Genomic DNA, 17,047 nt, shown 5'->3' on the forward strand with positions numbered 1-17,047 from the left:
AATAACTTATGTAGCGGAGGTTAACAACTTTCGATGGAATGAATGATTGGAGGGAACTTAAATGAGAAAAGGAAAGCTTATCAAAATAGTTGCTTATTTATTTTTAGCAGGTTTAGTTCTACGTTTTATTACTGGTGTTCACATACCAGCAGTTGTCGTGATTCTTTTGCTTCTTGTCGTTCTGCTTTTTAATGGATCAAAAAAGAAAACTGGAAAAAAAGAAGAAGCATTGCCTAATCTTACAAAAACAAAAGAGGAACATTATGCAAATTTAGGTATGACGGATCAGGAAATCAATTTTTTCCGTGATACAATGAATACGACTAAAAAGCAAATCGTTCAGTTGCAGGAAAATATGAATGCCTCTACTAAATTAAGAGCGGTCGACTTGCGCAACGATACGTTACGAGTATCCAAAGCTCTCTTTAAAGAGTTAGTGAAAGAGCCTAAAAAACTGCATTTAGCGAATCACTTTTTATATACTCACTTACCTAATTTAGTCGATTTAACGAGTAAATACTTAGAAATCGATGACCATGAGATCAAAAATAAACAAACATATGAAAAATTGGAAGAAAGTGCTCAAATTATTGACCAAGTCTCTAAATTAATCAAAAAAGATTATGAACAGTTTGTAGCTGATGATTTAGAAGACTTAGATATTGAGATATCCGTTGCTAAAAATAGTTTAAAAAGAGATAATAGCAGTAATGAACGTAACGATGAATTTTAATTATTGTTTCACTTGATCACTCTACTTTGACTCATGTTTTATACTGTGTACTTGCATGAGCTGAAGTCTCGGTACACTTTCAAATTTAGGAGGAAATAAAATGGAAGATAAACCAAAAGATATCACCCCTGTCAATGATACTTTAGATGACTTATTGAATAACCCTTTTTCAACACCTATTGATTCATTAACAGCAACCCAACAAAGTGAGATCTCTGCTTTACAGGATCAGCAGGTTGCAACTCGATTAGTGGATAAATTGCCAGAAGATCGTCAAGCCCAAGCACGCGAGTTAGCATCTAAAATCGATGTACAAGACTCTCAAGCTGTGATCACCTATGGTTCAGCAGCGCAAACAAAGCTAGGCGAATTTTCTCAATCGATGTTAAATCACGTACAATCTCAAGATATCGGTCCTGTTGGTGATTCCTTAACAGATTTGATGTATCGATTAAATGAAGCGAACCCTGATGAATTACGAGCGGGCGAAGGGAATATTTTTCAAAAAATGTTTGGTAAAGTAAAACAATCGATTTTTGAGATCACTGCGAAATATCAAAAAATTGGTGCTCAAATTGATAAAATTGCGGTCAAACTAGAAAAAGAAAAAAATGGTCTTTTAAAAGATAATCTAATGTTAGAACAACTTTACAATAAAAACAAAGATTACTTTGATGCCTTAAATATCTATATTGCAGCCGGTGAGTTAAAGACTGAAGAACTGCAAATGAAGATCATTCCTGAAGCTATGAAGAAAGCTGAAGAAACTGGTGATCAAATGGACGTACAAATTGCGAATGACTATACGCAATTTTTAGATCGCTTAGATAAACGAACACACGATTTGCGTTTAGCACGTCAAATCACGATCCAACAAGCACCTCAAATTCGTTTGATTCAAAATACCAATCAGGCTTTAGCAGAAAAAATTCAAGCATCGATCAACACAGCGATTCCGCTTTGGAAAAACCAGGTAGTGATTGCATTGACTTTATTACGTCAAAAAGATGCTGTAACAGCCCAACGTCAAGTATCTGAAACAACTAATGATTTATTGAAGAAAAATTCTGAAATGCTTAAGATTTCTGCAATTGAAACGGCAAAAGAAAATGAACGTGGTATCGTTGATATCGATACATTACAAAAAACGCAAAACGATTTAGTTGAAACAATCCAAGAAACATTAAGGATTCAGCAAGAAGGAAAAGAAAAACGTCGTGCGGCTGAAATCGAATTAGGTCATATGGAAGAAGATTTAAAAACAAAATTATTAGAATTGACACAATAACAAAAAATACTTAACCAAGCTTTTCTCGCTTGGTTAAGTATTTTTTAGACTAACTCATGATAAGAAGTGCGAATCTTCTCAAACAATTTTGTATACGGTTTTAACCCTGTATATTGTTCAATCGTCTGATCTAAGCCTTGCTCTTTAATTGCTTTTTGAAGCGCACAAGCTTCTTCATCCGTCGGTTCTTCAAATTTCATCGCTGCAGCAATCGCAATTGCCAAAGCCTTAGGCGTTTCATTAAATGCTTCCACAAATTGTCTAGCAGGTTGAATAAATCGATCATTTTCACCTATTTTTCGGATCGGTGAGCGACCAACACGTGTTACATAATCTGAAACGTAAGGATTCTTAAAGCGCTCAATGATTTTATCAATGTAGGCTTGATGCTCGTGGTGAGAAAATTGAAACTTTTTTTCCAATAACGCTCCTGTTTCCTCTAGAGCACTTCGTACGATAAAGAGAACCTTCTCATTATGAATCGCATCTTCAATTGATTTTATATTTCTCATATGACCAAAATAAGCTGTGACTGCGTGACCTGTATTTACTGTAAATAATTTACGTTCAATGTAGGGCGTTAGGTCGGGTACATAATTTAACCCAGCAATTTCAGGTGCATTTTCTTCATTTAAAGGCTCCTCGACAACCCATTCATAAAATGGTTCTACAGTCACAGTCAACAGATTTTCATGATTTTGATTTGGAACAATGCGATCGACTGCTGAATTGGGAAAGGCTACAAATTTCTTAGCGTATTCTTTGGCTTCAACTGTTAACAATGGCAAGACAGCTGCTTGAAGAATTTCAGAACCACCAATCATATTCTCACAAGCAATAACGGTCAAGTATTCAGCAGAACCTACTCTTAGCTCAATTCCTTTAGCGATAACTTCTGCTACTCTTGGTAAAATTGTTGGTCCTACAGCAGTTGTAACTATTTTTGCTTTACTGATATATTTTGCTAATCGCTCCACTTCTTTACTGCTGTTGACAGCCTGTACCCCTTCAATCATAAATCGCTCTTGCTCTTCGTTAGCCAAAATAACTTCATATTCGCCTTGCGTGTTGATTGCCTCAACAATTTTTTCGTCAACATCGGCAAATATCACTTGGTACCCTGCTTGAACTAATAACCAGCCAATAAAGCCACGTCCAATATTTCCTGCGCCAAAATGAACTGCAATTTTTTTCATACAGTCACCTCTTCATTAAACAATTCAATAATCTGTTCTTGTGAGTCAGCTGCTACTAATTTTTCTACATTTTCTAAATCTGAACAAACTAAAGCAATCGCTGATAACAAGTCTAAATGCTCATCGTCAATTCCTGCAATCCCAATAATCAATTTCACTTCATTGCCATCAAAATCTACCCCTTCAGGTACTTGTAAAATAACGATACCTGATTTCTTGATTAGATGTTTCGATTCATCCGTGCCATGTGGAATCGCAACTAGATTTCCAATATAAGTCGTAGTTAATTGGTCTCGTTCGACCATCTTTTCAATATACTCTGGTGCTACGTAGCCCAAACTGGTCAACTGTTTTCCAGCTGCTTGGATAGCTGTTTTTTTATCAAAAAATTGCTGATTTAACGCGATATCTTCTTTCTTTAAACTAATCATTTTATCTCCTCATCTCTAAGTAATTTAATAATTTCTGAACAAAATAGGCGGATACTTCTTCATTTGTTCCATATTCTAAAATTTCAATGACTTGTCTATTATCAACAAAAAGCGTACTGATATAACTAATGATTTCCAAACCTTCTTGTGAAAATTTTTCTGGAACCAATAGTAACGCGATTCGATTGATCGCCATTTTTGTATGATCCATGGTTTCGATAAAAATCGATTTTTCTAACGAAAAAAGTTGAAAAAACGGTTCTTTTATTGATTCGTTACGTGCATGAAACAGTCCAATTTGTGTATTTGGAATACCAAAGGCTTTCTTATCCTCGTCGTTCAAAAAGATACTAACGACTGCCTCGATATCTAACTCTGCATCTTTCTCCAAAAGCTGTGTACAAATGACCCGAACCGTGTCTTCGATCGTTCCAAGATTTTCATTTAACTTAGAGTAGTTGAAATTTTTTAAAATTGCTAAAACAATCGATGTAAATCGTTGCTTTTGCTCTAAAAAATGTGTTGCTTCTAACAAAGTCAACTGAACTGCTTGTTCTTCATAGGTAATTTTTTTATGGTATTCACTATGCAGACTTTTCAAAAAGACACTGATTTGTGAAAGCTCTCTTTCTGTCAACATAGGAGATACCAAAAAATAATCAAAATCCACTGATCCTAGATCAATAGTCGAAATGATAACATGGTAATGTCCTTCTGCTTTTTTTCTACTCAGCTCAAATAAAGAGACTGTTTCTAATTTTTCTAATTGAGGAATTCGCTGACGCAAGCGAGTAACCAACATTCTAGATGTTCCTATCCCACTTGCACAGACAACTAATCCAGAAAAACGATTTTCACTCTCTAATTGTAAAAGGACCGCACCAAAGTGTAAAACTAGGTAACCGATTTCTTCATCAGGTACGTGACTTTTTTGATACACTTGGTCAAACGCTTGTCTGATAACTACAAATAAATCGGCATAATCTTGCTTGATAGAGTGAATTAAGGGATTGTAAATTCGCATTCCTTGTTGGAGGCGCCTTAATGTAGGTCGTAGATGTGCAATCAGCCCTTTGGTTAACAACTCTTTAGGTAACTCTTGTCCTAGTTTAGATTCAACTTGTTCAATCAGTTGCTTAACTAAAACCAAGACTTCTAATTCTTCATTTTCCATGAAGCCCATGTTACTTTTTGTAGTCTTCACACCTCTAAGATGTGTTGTGACATAGGCAGCTTCTCCATCTGGGACAACTTCTACTTCCATTTCAAGAATATCTGCTAACATTTGTTTTGCCACAACAAATTCTGGATAATTGATCATTTTATCATTATCTGTGTGTGCTTGAATAAAGTTTCCTGCAATCATTCGTTCTATTGAAATGGAAATATGCACAATTAAATTAGCATAAGCCTCATCACTGATTTCTTCTAGATTTTGTTTGCGCCAATTACGGACACTAAATTCTACTTTCTTCAATAATGTTTCATTGACTAAATCTAGCAAACGCCCTTCTACTCGATCATTAGTGGCTACTTCACGGGATTTTTCTTGAAAGAACTGTAATAATTGATAGTCTGGAAACTGTTGGCCAAAGAGCTCGCTCATTAAGCTTCTTTTTTGTGCTTCATCAGCTTGTAAAGAGACACCTGTGCCTCGTCTTCTTTCAATTTTTACTGTTTTAGGTAGCCGCTCTTCGATTTTAGTTAGATCATTACTAATCGTTGAAATCGTAACATTTAAATCATTTGCTAGTCCGGCAAGTTTTAAGCTTTCTTCTTTCAACAAAGTTTTGAGAATTTTCTGCTGCCGCTCTTCTGGACTAAATTCGTTATAAGACAGATCCATCAATTGCCATCGAAAATGTTGTTTATCTAAATCAACGCCTTCTAAAGATAAAATCCCTTGCTCCTTCACCAATTTAAGCTGATAAGTAGATAACGTTTCCTCTACTTCTTTTAAATCGCGTCGAATCGTCCGTTTACTAACATTTAAATCCTCTGCTAACTCATGAACAAAAACGGGACGATTATTAGTCAACAGCTGCTCCAAAATAAGTCTAACTCTTGCTGAAAGATACATGAGATTCTCCTCTCTAGAAAATGATTATTTTTATTTAAACAGATGTTTTAACAGCCAATAATTTTTCTACTAATTCATCATATTTATTACTACTTAGAAAATTATCAACTGAAACGTGATAGGCTTTTGGTAATCGCTCTTTTGCTCTCGAAGTTAAATCTTGATGTGTCACAACAATATCAGCATCATTAGGGAGTTGAGCTATGGCCGAATTGACTACTTCAATCGTTAATCCTGCTTTTTTTACTTTATTTCGTAAAACAGAAGCTCCCATGGCACTTGATCCCATTCCAGCATCACAAGCAAAAATGATTTTCTTAGTATTTGCAAGAATTTCTACTGCATTATTCATCTTTTCAGACGCAGAAAAACTTGTTACCACATCTGGATTAACTGTTTTTCGTCCTTTTAAAGCATTTGCTTTTTCAGACGCTGCTTCAATCGTTGTCTCAGTTTCTTTAGACGTTTTTAACACTACAGCTGAAATCGCAAATGATACCGCAGTTGCGACAATAATTCCCGCAAAAACACCTAAATAGCCATTTCGAGGAGTCATCGCTAAAATAGCAAAGATACTACCCGGCGATGCTGGCGCTACTAAACCAGCATTAAATAGTGAGAACGTCATAACACCAGCCATGCCACCACCAATGGCTGATAGAATCAAAATTGGTTTCATCAAAATATAAGGAAAATAAATTTCATGAATTCCACCTAAAAAATGGATAATAATTGCACCTGGTGCTGTTTGTTTTGCACTTCCGCGTCCAAAAATCGTATAGGCTAGTAAGATACCTAATCCAGGTCCTGGATTGGACTCTAATAAAAACAATACAGAACGGCCTGTTTCAGCGGCTTGTTCGATTGCAATCGGACTGATCACACCATGGTTGATGGCATTATTTAAAAACAATACCTTAGCAGGTTCAACAAAAACGCTTGCTAGCGGTAGTAGTGAGTTTTTAACTAAAAATCCTACACCTGTTGCTAAAAGATTATTTAAACCTTCTACCGCAGGACCGACGATCAAATAGGCAATGATTGCTAATATCGATGCTAAAATTCCAGAAGAAAAATTGTTGACTAGCATTTCAAAACCTGGTTTGATTTTGCCGTCTACTAATTGATCAAATTTTTTAATGCAGTATGCTCCTGCAGGTCCAACCATCATGGCGCCTAGAAACATAGGGATATCTGCTCCAGTAATCACGCCCATTGTAACCATTGCACCCACGACCCCACCGCGAATATCATAAACCAAACGCCCCCCAGTAAAACCAATCAGAATCGGTAATAAGTAAGTAATCGTTGGTCCTGTTATCTCATTTAATTGTTCATTTGGAAACCAGCCTGTAGGAATAAATAAGGCTGTTAAAATTCCCCACGCGATAAATGCTCCAATATTCGGCATAATCATTCCGCTAAGAAAGCTTCCGAACTGTTGAACTTTCACTTTTAGATCCCCTTGTGTTTGTTCCATTGTTTTCCTCCTTCTATTTAAAACAAGAAAAATTTTGAGTCATTCAATCTGCGCAGATCAATTCTCAGACAACCGCTTGGATGTCTTCTTTATTGTAATCGCTCACTTGTCACCATACAAGTGAATGAAAGCGCAAATTTGTCCAAACAATTTGGACAAATTATGAAGAAGGTTTTATTCACTTGACTTGATGCTTTTAAAATGTAAAAGAGTTGGAAGTAAAACTAAAGACTAGTTTTACTTCCAACTCTAAATTCTATTAAATCGTTTTCTACCATTCATTTTCTAAGCAAATTTATCTAACTAAAATAGATGTCACTATGTTTAGAACAGTTCGAATTAAATAACCGTCCGCAGTTCAAGCATTGTGCTTTTTTTTGATAGTCACTTACCGTCATTTCTAACTGACAAGCTCCGCAAAGAACTACTTTCGCATCCGGTTCAGTGGCAACCGGCCATGCTTCAAAATGATGTAATTCTTGTTCATCATGACATTGGTAACAAGCATAATATTTTTTACAAAGATAACATTTATTCGCAATGATATCCACAAGAGAGCTATAATGAGTACATCTACCTTCTTTATCAACCATTGAACCAAATATTTTTACCAACTCAAGACCCCCTTTTAGCAAGAGATTTCGAGATTCTTTTTGCAATAAATACTGTTAAAAATGCTTTAATGGTATCTCCAGGAATAAAAGCCAGACTGGCAAGCAAACTGTTTGATAAAGAGACATCGGATAATAGACTTACCCCAACAGCTCCACAGAAATCAATAAACAATGCCCCAAAAAGGAAAGTAATGCCAAAGCCATACATACTATTTTGATTATTTGGGTTGAATCTTTCAGTCAGCCAGCCAATCATAAATGTTGCAATAGGATAAGCAAAAAGATAACCTGCTGTGACACTAAAAAAGACGGTCATCCCTCCTCTACCACCTGCCAACAATGGAAAACCAACTGCTACAAGTAATAGAAATAACAAGGTTGCAATTGTCCCATTCTTTTTGCCGAGAAGTAAACCACTGAGCATAAACCCAGCGTTTTGAATAACAATTGGTACAGGTAAAAGGCTAATTGGAATTGGTGGAAAAAAACCTAAAACAATAATAATGCTGATCATAATGGCAATTTTAGTGATATCTTTTGTTTTCATGTGTTCCCTCCAAATGTTTAAACAAGATTTATATATTTAAAATACTATTTCAACCCACCTTTGTCAACCTTAATATAAAACAGGTTGACTTAAAAACAATAAATAAACATCTTAATGAGAAATAGACTTCTAACCGATTGATGATTAAACGATTTTTCACCATAGATCCCTTAACTTCATTCTAATCTTTTGATTAACATTCTAGTTTGAAAGAATTCAAGTAACGACTTGTAAAAATAAAGGGCGTAAGTTTATTTTTCTTATACTAAAGCTATGTCTTTAGTTGTTTTTCTTGATGAGAATGATACAATAAAGTAAAAAGTACTTTTATCTAACTTTAGGGGAGATGACTAATTTGACACGCTTTAGTTCAAAGGAAGAAGAAAAACAATATTATGAGCAACAAGCTACTGAAACTGACTTTTTAAAATGGTACCATCAACAAGAACTTCCTGAATATGAAAAACCTTCTCTGACTGTAGATATTGTTTTGATGTGCTATAACAAAGAAGAAGATCAACTGAAAATCTTGCTGATCAAAAGAAAAGGCCATCCTTATAGAAATTCTTGGGCATTACCAGGTGGTTTTGTAAATAGAAGCGAATCTACTGGGGAAAGTGTTTTGCGGGAAACACAAGAAGAAACTGGTGTCATCATTTCTAAAGATAACATCGAACAGCTTCATAGCTTCAGTCGACCTGATCGAGATCCTCGTGGCTGGGTAGTAACGGTTAGTTATCTCGCTTTCATTGGTGAAGAACCTTTGATTGCAGGAGATGATGCAAAGGAAGTTCGCTGGTTTACAATGAAGCGTAAAGAAAGCCTGCTTTCTCTTAATAACGGCGATGTGAATATTATTTTAGATTTAGATACAGGTGTTTCAACGGGAAAAGACACATTAGCTTTTGATCATAGTGAAATCATTCTAAAAGCTTTTAATCGTGTGGCGAACAAGATGGAACATGATCCACAAGTGCTGCAAGTCTTAGGAAAAGATTTTACAATCACTGAAGCCAGAAAGGTCTTTGCTAAATTTTCTGGAATCGATTATAAGACAATCGATCACTCCAATTTTAAAAAAGCTATGCTTCATCATTTTGAAGAAATTGGTGAACGTCCTGTGGGCATTGGTCGACCTTCAAAGATTTATCAGTTGAAACACGAAAATTCAAATAAAAAATAATCGTCAACAATAACTTAAACGGTAAGAAAGGCGGAGAACATGGTCGTTTATTTAAGAAGAGCTGTACCAGATGATCTTAGCACTATTATTGAAATCATTACCTACGCGCAAAAACTTCTGTATGATCAAAATATCCCTCAGTGGCAAAATAACGACGGCCCAAATCAAAAACTGTTAGAGTACGATATCAAGCTTCAGAGATGTTACGTACTCATTGTTGATCAAGCTATTGCTGGCCTAGGAGTGCTTTCATCAGAGATCGAAGAGCCCTACGAACAAATCAAAAATGGGCAATGGCAACTGACTTATGGGCATTACATGACGATCCATCGTGTTGCGTTAGCACCATTTTACCAAGGGAAAGGATTTGCATCACTTTTGATGAACTATCTCATTACCACTGCTAGATTGAATGACTTTCGAGATATTCGGATCGATACCCATCCGCAAAATACTGCGATGCAACGCCTAATAGAAAAAGTAGGTTTTAGCTATCAAGGGGAAATTTTACTACCAATTAGCAATGGGGCACGTTTCGCTTACCAAATGATCTTAACTTAAATAAAAACACGGAAACAAGTAACGCTTCAAAGCGTTTATTTGTTTCCATGTTTTTATTTAACTTCATAAATTCATTTTTCTACAATCTGCTTAGCAATAAAACTTGAGTATTTTACCTGACCGTCCACATTTGGATGAACCCGATCCTCGTAAAACCATTCTTCATGCTCATTACTATATCCATACCAGTCAATTACCACTAGATTTTTATATTTCTTTTTCATTGTTTCTAGCATCGTATTCACTTCATTTTGCCATCGACGAGTTGGTACACGAACATTGATCCAAAAGACTTTACGGTTGGAACCAATTGCTGTCATAAATTCATCGAATTGTGCTTCAGTAAACGAACCGTTCGTCCCAAGTCCCACTAATACGTTATCTTTCAATAATTTTTCTTTATCCAACTTTTCAATATTAGGCGTACTAGTATACAATTGTCTGCCGACTTCACCATCAACGATCATCTTCGGAAAAATTTCTTGGAGACCTGCTGCTGCGTCTAAAATAACTGAATCACCGAAAGCAGTGACTTCCATATTCTTGGCTTTCTTACTTTCTGCCTCAGTCAAATCAAAGTTCGTTTCGGGCGCTACATTTGTTTGATTGTTCGAATCAGTTGTTTTCCCTTCATTTTTGGCTTTTTCTTCTGCTTTTCTTTGTTCAGCTTGCTTTTTATTCGCTGCAATATTTTCTTGAAGTTGTTGTTGCTCTGCCGTAATTTCATTTGATGGTGCTACAGCCAAAGCAAAAAGTGCAAAACAAGTAAATACGACACTGATCAAAGCAGTCACTTTTGGAATCGTTAGCCAAGGTTTTCGGAAAAAATCTTTAATTGCAAACCATGTATATTGATAATAGAATTTGCCTAGCGGTTTTTCAATAAAACGATAAGAGAGCTCACTGATTCCAAGAATCAACGCAATCTCAATCAATGAGTGCAAAAATATATGATCACTTAAATTCTGAATTTTTGCTTCATAAAAAATCATGACTGGAAATTGATACAAATAAATACCATAGCTTCTTTTACCAAACCATGTAAAAACAGGATTCGTTAGCCATCGATTCAGATCAGCACCAGGATGCGCGGTCACAGCAACTAAGATCGTTGCAAATATACTGACAATAAACATCCCGCCATAGTACACAAATGCTAAATGATCAGCTAAAAATAAAAAGGAGCACACTAAGATTACTAATGAAGCAATTCCGACACCGTTCAGTAAATTTTTGGCTTTTATCGGAATCTCTTCCTTTAAACGAAAACTTGGCCAAACAAATGCTAGACTGCTACCCATCAATATTGAAAACAGTCTTGTATCTGTCCCATAATACACTCTAGTAGGATCTGCTCCAGGGGTGTATAAAACAGCCATCAAAATACCTGACCCCATAGCGAGCGCCATAATGATTCCAAAGATCTTACCACTATGTTTAACGTATTTTTTTAAAATAATAAATAACAATGGCCAAATCAAATAATTCTGTGCCTCGACAGCGAGAGACCAAATATGTGTAAATGGAGACTGTGTTGTGAATCGATCAAAATAAGAGAAACCCCTAAAAATTTGCCACCAGTTATTATAATATAGGACACTGCTGGCAACGACACTGCGTAAGTTATTTAGTAAATCTTTTTGAAAGAACACGATATATGCAGAGGATGTAATCAGCATTGCAACCAAGCCTGGATACAGCCGCTTCATCCTTCGAATATAAAAACCTTTAACATCGATTGTTTCCGTCTGAAGCCATTCTTGCCTCAGTAAGTCAGTAATCAAATAGCCTGAAACTGCAAAAAAAATAGGGACGCCTAAATAGCCCCCATGCATTATATTAGGGAACAAGTGATACAGAATCACACCAATGACCGATATTGTTCGAATCCCATCGAACCCGGTAATATAACGGCGATTTTCTAATCTTTTTTTATTATTCATTTATATTTTCCAACTTTACTAATATTCTTTTTTATATTTCGAGTAATTTTTAACAAAGGAAACATGATTTAAAAAATGACGATCGATAGAAAAAATAAGTCGCGTTTGACCAAAAAAAGGTGGCCTGTTGAAGTGTAAAAAAATTCCTATCTTGCTCATGTTCATTGACGGTCGTTGTTTTTTGACCGATTTAAAGTAGTAACTTAAATATACGTTCTTTCTACACAAATGGCAAGAACTCTCTCTTCAATTTTCGACTTTTTAAGTAAATTTTAGATATTCTTTGAGAATACAAAAATTGAGCTGAAAATCAGATTTTTTTCTGACTGACAACTCATTTTTTTTGATTTAATTTTAGACAGCTTTCAACGTAAATAGTTATTATACGAGTAGTGCATATAATGATGGATTATCACTTAAATCAATATATTTAGGATCAAATTCCGCCATTTTTGCTAATAAATTAGGAAGTTCCTCTTTTTCCTTTAATAAAATACCTAGAATAACAGGTCCTGTTCCACGATTAACTTTTTTGGTATATTCAAAACGTGTTATGTCATCATTTGGTCCTAGAATATCCGTTACAAATTCTCTTAAAGCTCCTGGTCTTTGCGGAAAATTAATAACAAAATAATGTTTTAATCCTTCAAAAATCAATGAGCGTTCTTCGATTTCTTCCATTCGATTAATATCATTATTACCACCGCTAATGATGCAAACAACATTTTTTCCTTTAATATCCTCTTTGACTAATTCTAAAGCTGATACACTCAATGCACCCGCCGGTTCGACAACGATAGCCTGTTTTGTATATAACTCTAGTATGGTTGAACAGACTTGACCTTCATCAACAGCTAACAATTCGTCGACATATTCAAGAGCATGTTCATACGTTAACGCACCTACTTGTTTTACAGCAGCTCCATCTACAAATTTTTCTACGCTATCTAGCATTACTGGTTTTCCCTCATCAAAAGCAGCCCGCATAGATTGAGCGCCAAGCGGTTCTACACCAAGGACCGCAGTTGTCGGACTACTATTTTTGGTATATGTCGCAACTCCACTGACAAGTCCACCACCACCAATAGCGGCAAGTAGATAATCCACTTGAAATTCAGATTTCTTAGCTTCTTGTAATATTTCTACTGCTACGGTTCCCTGTCCGGCCATAATATTTAAATCATTAAAAGGATCAATAAAGGCTTGATTATTTGTTTTGGCAAAGTTTTTTGCTGCTTCGGCAGAGGCGTCAAAAGTATCTCCAAACAATTTTACTGTTACTTTCTCCCCACCAAAAAATTTTACTTGAGATATTTTTTGCTGAGGAGTTGTTGTTGGCATAAAAATCGTGGCTGCTACATCCATTTCTTGACAAGTAAAAGCCACCCCTTGCGCATGATTTCCAGCGCTAGCACAGACAACACCGTTTTTTAACATCTCAACAGGTGTTTGCTTGATAGCATAGTACGCTCCTCTTAATTTGAATGAGCGAACTTTTTGCAGGTCTTCCCTTTTTAAATAAACATTACATTGATATTTTTGTGATAAATATAGATCATATTGTAGTGGTGTTTTTGTCACGACCTCTTTTAATACATCATACGCTTCTTCAACATTTTCCTTCGTAAGTTTTAACAAATACTCCCCACCTTTCTTATGTAAGTAAAAGAAGCTGAGATAAATGGTGCACTCCCATTATTGATTGAAGAAGGAATACAGCTCTTTTCTCAGCCTCTAGTTACTGAACGTATCTTTTAGTCTTCTCTTGATACAAAAGGCATCATTTTACGTAACTCTGCGCCAACTTTTTCAATTGGATGTCCAGCGTTCTCTTTACGCATTTGATTGAATTCTTTAAAGCCATTTTTATTATCATCGATGAATCCTTTAGCAAATTTGCCATTTTGGATATCAGTCAACACTTCTTTCATATTAGCTTTAGCTTCTGAGGTAACAACACGTGGTCCTGATACATAATCTCCATACTCTGCAGTATTTGAGATAGAGTTACGCATTTTTTCAAATCCTCCTTCATAAATAAGGTCAACGATCAATTTCAATTCGTGACATACTTCAAAGTAAGCTAATTCCGGTTGGTAGCCAGCTTCTGTTAAGGTTTCAAAACCTGCTTCGATCAAGCTAGTTAAACCACCACATAATACGGCTTGTTCCCCGAATAGATCTGTTTCAGTTTCTTCTTTAAAGGTAGTCTCCAGTACTCCGACACGCGTAGCACCGATTCCTTTGGCATAAGACAAAGCAACATCGCTTGCTTTTCCTGTTGCATCTTGATATACCGCAAATAATGCAGGTACTGCAAAACCTTCTGTAAACGTACGACGAACAAGGTGTCCTGGTCCTTTAGGAGCAACTAAGAAAACATCCACATCTTTTGGTGGGTTGATTACATCAAAATGAATATTGAAGCCATGACCGAATGCTAATGCATTGCCTGCTTCTAAGTTTGGTGCAATTTCATTGTCATAGAGCTCTCCTTGGATTTCATCTGGAGCTAAAATCATGACTACATCTGCTTTTTTAGATGCTTCTTCAACGGTCAATACGTCAAAACCATCGTTACGAGCTGCTTCTGCTGATTTTCCTTCACGAATTCCGATGATTACTTGATTGCCATTATCTCGTAAGTTTTGAGCGTGGGCATGTCCTTGCGAACCATAACCGATGATTGCAATTGTTTTTCCTTCTAATTGATTGTTTTCTACTGAATTATCATAATATACTTTTGCCATTTTTGAACCCTCCAAATTTTTTTATGCTTATAAGCGTATGCTTTAAGACCCTTTTTTAGTTATTGCCTCTTGTAAATCCAGTAACACCTGTTCGTGCTAATTGTTTAATGCCATATGGCGCTACAACATCGACAAAGGCACTGATTTTTTCACTAGTGCCTGTGACTTGAATCACGACGGTACGTGTACCGACATCGATCACGTTCGCTCTAAATGGATCGATCACTGAGAACAATTCAGCTCTAACAGTAGCTGGCGCATTAAGCTTGACCAATGCTAGTTCTCTTTCCAAATGTGGTTCATCTGTAATATCAGAAACTTTGATCACGTCGATTTGTTTATTCAGTTGTTTGGTCACTTGCTCTGCTTCATTTAAATCTGCTACTTGAACGATGATCGTTATCCTTGAAACATTCTCTAACTCCGTTGCTCCAACAGATATACTGTCGATATTGACTTGTCTGCGTGTCAACACACCACTAAACCGGTTTAAGACACCCGAATTATTATTGACTGTTGCGGTAATGATCCGTCTCATTTTAATCCACCCCCAGCATTTGATAGTTTGCTTTTCCAGCTGGAACCATAGGTAATACATGTTCCGTTGGTGAAACCATCACTTCAATCAATAATGGTCCTGTTTCTTTAAAGGCTTCAGTTAAATCTGCCTCGACAGTATTCGGGTCCTCTATTCTGATTCCTCTAATATGATAGGCTTCTGCCATTTTTACAAAATCTGGTTGTGTAGCAAAAACTGATTCTGAGCATCGACCGTTGAAAAAGCTTTCCTGCCACTGACGGACCATTCCTAATGACTGATTATTCAAAATCACGATTTTGATTGGAATATTGTATTCATTTAAAATTGCTAACTCTTGATTTGTCATTTGGAAGCCACCATCACCGACAAAGAGAACAACTTCTTTATCTGGACAACCCAATTTTGCACCGATTGCAGCTGGAACACCGTAACCCATTGTTCCTAGACCACCGCTTGTTATAAGCTGTTTTTCATTTTTAAATGGATAAAACTGTGCAGCCCACATTTGATGCTGACCAACATCCGTTGCAACGATGGCTTCACCCTCTGTCAATTCACCAATGAATTCAATGACCTTTTGCGGCTTGATTTCGGTCTTTTGTTCTTTATCATATTTGAATGGATGCAGTTTTTTTCGTGAAAGATTTAGTTTCTTCCAATCGCTCCAATCATTGCATTTTACTTCTGTTTTCAACATTTCTTTTAACGTTTCTTTCGCATCTGCTACGATTGGGATCTGAGTATCGATGATTTTTCCGATTTCAGCAGGATCAATATCAACATGAGCAATCACTGCGTTTGAAGCAAATTCTTTTGGTGCACTAGCCAAACGGTCGTCAAAGCGAGAGCCAATATTGATCAGCAAGTCGCAATCAGTCAATGCCATATTCGCTGCAAACGAGCCATGCATACCGCCCATGCCTAAGAACAGCTCGTTTTCTGTTGGAATTGCTCCAAGTCCTAACAGTGAACTTAGCGCTGGAACTTGATATTTATTGACTAACTCAACTAATTCTTGCCCTGCATCTGCGTGTAGTACACCTGCTCCGACTAATACCAATGGTTTTTTAGCTGTCGACAAGGCTTCCATAAGTTTTTTGATTTGTAGTTTATTTGGTTTCACAGTTGGTTGATAACTTGGTAAGTCTAGTTTTACCTCAATGTCTGCCTCAGCTTCCATAATGGTCATGTCTTTTGGTAAATCGATCACAACCGGGCCTTTTCTGCCAGTTGTCGCAATATGAAAGGCTTCTTCAATAATTCTTGGTAATTCTTTTGTTTCTCGAACTTGGTAATTATTTTTAGTGATCGGCATCGTTAATCCAATTATATCTGCCTCTTGAAAGGCGTCTTTTCCAATACCATCTGTGACTACTTGCCCTGTAAAGACAACTAAAGGAATTGAATCACTCATTGCATCCGCAATTCCAGTGATCGCATTTGTTGCACCTGGACCACTAGTTACGATAACAACACCTGGTTTACCAGTTGCTTTCGCATACCCTTCAGCTGCATGGACGGCTCCTTGTTCATGTCTCGTTAAAATATGCGGAATGTCTCCATCATATAACGCATCGTATAGAGGGAGGACTGCTCCACCAGGATATCCAAAAATCATTTCTACCTTTTGCTTCAATAACGAGTCAATTAAAAGCTTTGAACCATTTTTCATTTTTCTCTGTTTTTCTGCCATGAGCTTC

General features: G+C 36.4%; 15 protein-coding genes. 4 read left to right on the forward strand and 11 right to left on the reverse strand.

The features are described from left to right. Positions 1 to 61: 61 nt before the first annotated feature. The gene (locus IGJ55_RS11450) at positions 62 to 733 is read left to right on the forward strand and encodes a 5-bromo-4-chloroindolyl phosphate hydrolysis family protein (RefSeq protein ID WP_207120825.1); all 672 of its coding nucleotides are present in this window, start codon (positions 62 to 64) and stop codon (positions 731 to 733) included. 100 nt (positions 734 to 833) lie between these two features. Beyond that, the gene (locus tag IGJ55_RS11455) at positions 834 to 2,021 is read left to right on the forward strand and encodes a toxic anion resistance protein (RefSeq protein ID WP_207120824.1); all 1,188 of its coding nucleotides are present in this window, start codon (positions 834 to 836) and stop codon (positions 2,019 to 2,021) included. A gap of 44 nt (positions 2,022 to 2,065) precedes the next feature. Here the strand turns inward: IGJ55_RS11455 and IGJ55_RS11460 are convergent, their stop codons facing one another. From IGJ55_RS11460 to IGJ55_RS11485, 6 genes are all read right to left on the reverse strand, one after another. Then, positions 2,066 to 3,217, reverse strand: coding sequence for a mannitol-1-phosphate 5-dehydrogenase (locus IGJ55_RS11460; RefSeq protein WP_429949148.1), 1,152 nt, complete (start codon positions 3,215 to 3,217; stop codon positions 2,066 to 2,068). Beyond that, positions 3,214 to 3,648 carry a PTS sugar transporter subunit IIA gene (locus tag IGJ55_RS11465; protein WP_429949146.1) on the reverse strand — a complete coding sequence of 145 codons (435 nt, stop codon included), beginning with the start codon at positions 3,646 to 3,648 and terminating at the stop codon, positions 3,214 to 3,216. Before IGJ55_RS11465 ends, IGJ55_RS11460 begins: the two co-directional genes overlap by 4 nt. A 1-nt stretch (position 3,649) precedes the next feature. Beyond that, complete coding sequence (locus IGJ55_RS11470; protein ID WP_207120822.1) at positions 3,650 to 5,728, reverse strand: BglG family transcription antiterminator; 2,079 nt, start codon at positions 5,726 to 5,728, stop codon at positions 3,650 to 3,652. Positions 5,729 to 5,762: 34 nt separating this feature from the next. Further along, on the reverse strand, positions 5,763 to 7,208 hold the full coding sequence (locus IGJ55_RS11475) for a PTS mannitol transporter subunit IICB (RefSeq protein WP_429949144.1): 1,446 nt from the start codon (positions 7,206 to 7,208) through the stop codon (positions 5,763 to 5,765). A 299-nt stretch (positions 7,209 to 7,507) separates the two neighbouring features. Next, positions 7,508 to 7,822: a CHY zinc finger protein gene (locus IGJ55_RS11480; protein ID WP_239574239.1), complete on the reverse strand. Its 315-nt coding sequence runs from the start codon at positions 7,820 to 7,822 to the stop codon at positions 7,508 to 7,510. Between the two features lies 1 nt (position 7,823). Next, positions 7,824 to 8,369, reverse strand: a complete 546-nt coding sequence (locus IGJ55_RS11485; protein WP_207120820.1) for a biotin transporter BioY — start codon at positions 8,367 to 8,369, stop codon at positions 7,824 to 7,826. Positions 8,370 to 8,724: 355 nt separating this feature from the next. Here IGJ55_RS11485 and IGJ55_RS11490 point away from each other — a divergent pair, with 355 nt between their 5' ends. Together IGJ55_RS11490 and IGJ55_RS11495 are read left to right on the forward strand one after the other, a co-directional pair. Then, on the forward strand, positions 8,725 to 9,552 hold the full coding sequence (locus IGJ55_RS11490) for an NUDIX domain-containing protein (protein ID WP_069639631.1): 828 nt from the start codon (positions 8,725 to 8,727) through the stop codon (positions 9,550 to 9,552). Positions 9,553 to 9,591: 39 nt separating this feature from the next. After that, positions 9,592 to 10,113: a GNAT family N-acetyltransferase gene (locus IGJ55_RS11495; protein ID WP_069639630.1), complete on the forward strand. Its 522-nt coding sequence runs from the start codon at positions 9,592 to 9,594 to the stop codon at positions 10,111 to 10,113. A gap of 71 nt (positions 10,114 to 10,184) precedes the next feature. Here IGJ55_RS11495 and IGJ55_RS11500 read toward each other — a convergent pair whose 3' ends face one another. The 5 genes from IGJ55_RS11500 to ilvB all read right to left on the reverse strand — a co-directional run bounded on the left by IGJ55_RS11500 (position 10,185) and on the right by ilvB (position 17,040). Further along, positions 10,185 to 12,056 carry an acyltransferase family protein gene (locus IGJ55_RS11500; protein WP_429949142.1) on the reverse strand — a complete coding sequence of 624 codons (1,872 nt, stop codon included), beginning with the start codon at positions 12,054 to 12,056 and terminating at the stop codon, positions 10,185 to 10,187. 381 nt (positions 12,057 to 12,437) lie between these two features. Further along, on the reverse strand, positions 12,438 to 13,694 hold the full coding sequence (ilvA, locus tag IGJ55_RS11505; RefSeq protein ID WP_069639628.1) for a threonine ammonia-lyase IlvA: 1,257 nt from the start codon (positions 13,692 to 13,694) through the stop codon (positions 12,438 to 12,440). Positions 13,695 to 13,810: 116 nt separating this feature from the next. After that, positions 13,811 to 14,806, reverse strand: a complete 996-nt coding sequence (gene ilvC / locus IGJ55_RS11510; protein ID WP_207120817.1) for a ketol-acid reductoisomerase — start codon at positions 14,804 to 14,806, stop codon at positions 13,811 to 13,813. A 55-nt stretch (positions 14,807 to 14,861) separates the two neighbouring features. After that, positions 14,862 to 15,344 (reverse strand): acetolactate synthase small subunit, encoded by a 483-nt coding sequence (gene ilvN, locus IGJ55_RS11515; protein ID WP_069639626.1) that lies wholly within the window; start codon positions 15,342 to 15,344, stop codon positions 14,862 to 14,864. A gap of 1 nt (position 15,345) precedes the next feature. Next, positions 15,346 to 17,040, reverse strand: a complete 1,695-nt coding sequence (gene ilvB, locus IGJ55_RS11520; RefSeq protein WP_207120816.1) for a biosynthetic-type acetolactate synthase large subunit — start codon at positions 17,038 to 17,040, stop codon at positions 15,346 to 15,348. Between the last annotated feature and the right edge of the window lie 7 nt (positions 17,041 to 17,047).

The sequence above is a fragment of the Enterococcus sp. AZ170 genome, from assembly GCF_050545135.1.
Lineage (GTDB): Bacteria > Bacillota > Bacilli > Lactobacillales > Enterococcaceae > Enterococcus_L > Enterococcus_L ureilyticus.

Coding starts and splice junctions, on each gene's coding strand:
- IGJ55_RS11450 (WP_207120825.1), top strand. CDS start 62: ATGAGAAAAGGAAAGCTTATCAAAATAGTTGCTTATTTATTTTTAGCA.
- IGJ55_RS11455 (WP_207120824.1), top strand. CDS start 834: ATGGAAGATAAACCAAAAGATATCACCCCTGTCAATGATACTTTAGAT.
- IGJ55_RS11460 (WP_429949148.1), bottom strand. CDS start 3,217: ATGAAAAAAATTGCAGTTCATTTTGGCGCAGGAAATATTGGACGTGGC.
- IGJ55_RS11465 (WP_429949146.1), bottom strand. CDS start 3,648: ATGATTAGTTTAAAGAAAGAAGATATCGCGTTAAATCAGCAATTTTTT.
- IGJ55_RS11470 (WP_207120822.1), bottom strand. CDS start 5,728: ATGTATCTTTCAGCAAGAGTTAGACTTATTTTGGAGCAGCTGTTGACT.
- IGJ55_RS11475 (WP_429949144.1), bottom strand. CDS start 7,208: ATGGAACAAACACAAGGGGATCTAAAAGTGAAAGTTCAACAGTTCGGA.
- IGJ55_RS11485 (WP_207120820.1), bottom strand. CDS start 8,369: ATGAAAACAAAAGATATCACTAAAATTGCCATTATGATCAGCATTATT.
- IGJ55_RS11495 (WP_069639630.1), top strand. CDS start 9,592: ATGGTCGTTTATTTAAGAAGAGCTGTACCAGATGATCTTAGCACTATT.
- IGJ55_RS11500 (WP_429949142.1), bottom strand. CDS start 12,056: ATGAATAATAAAAAAAGATTAGAAAATCGCCGTTATATTACCGGGTTC.
- ilvC (WP_207120817.1), bottom strand. CDS start 14,806: ATGGCAAAAGTATATTATGATAATTCAGTAGAAAACAATCAATTAGAA.
- ilvN (WP_069639626.1), bottom strand. CDS start 15,344: ATGAGACGGATCATTACCGCAACAGTCAATAATAATTCGGGTGTCTTA.
- ilvB (WP_207120816.1), bottom strand. CDS start 17,040: ATGGCAGAAAAACAGAGAAAAATGAAAAATGGTTCAAAGCTTTTAATT.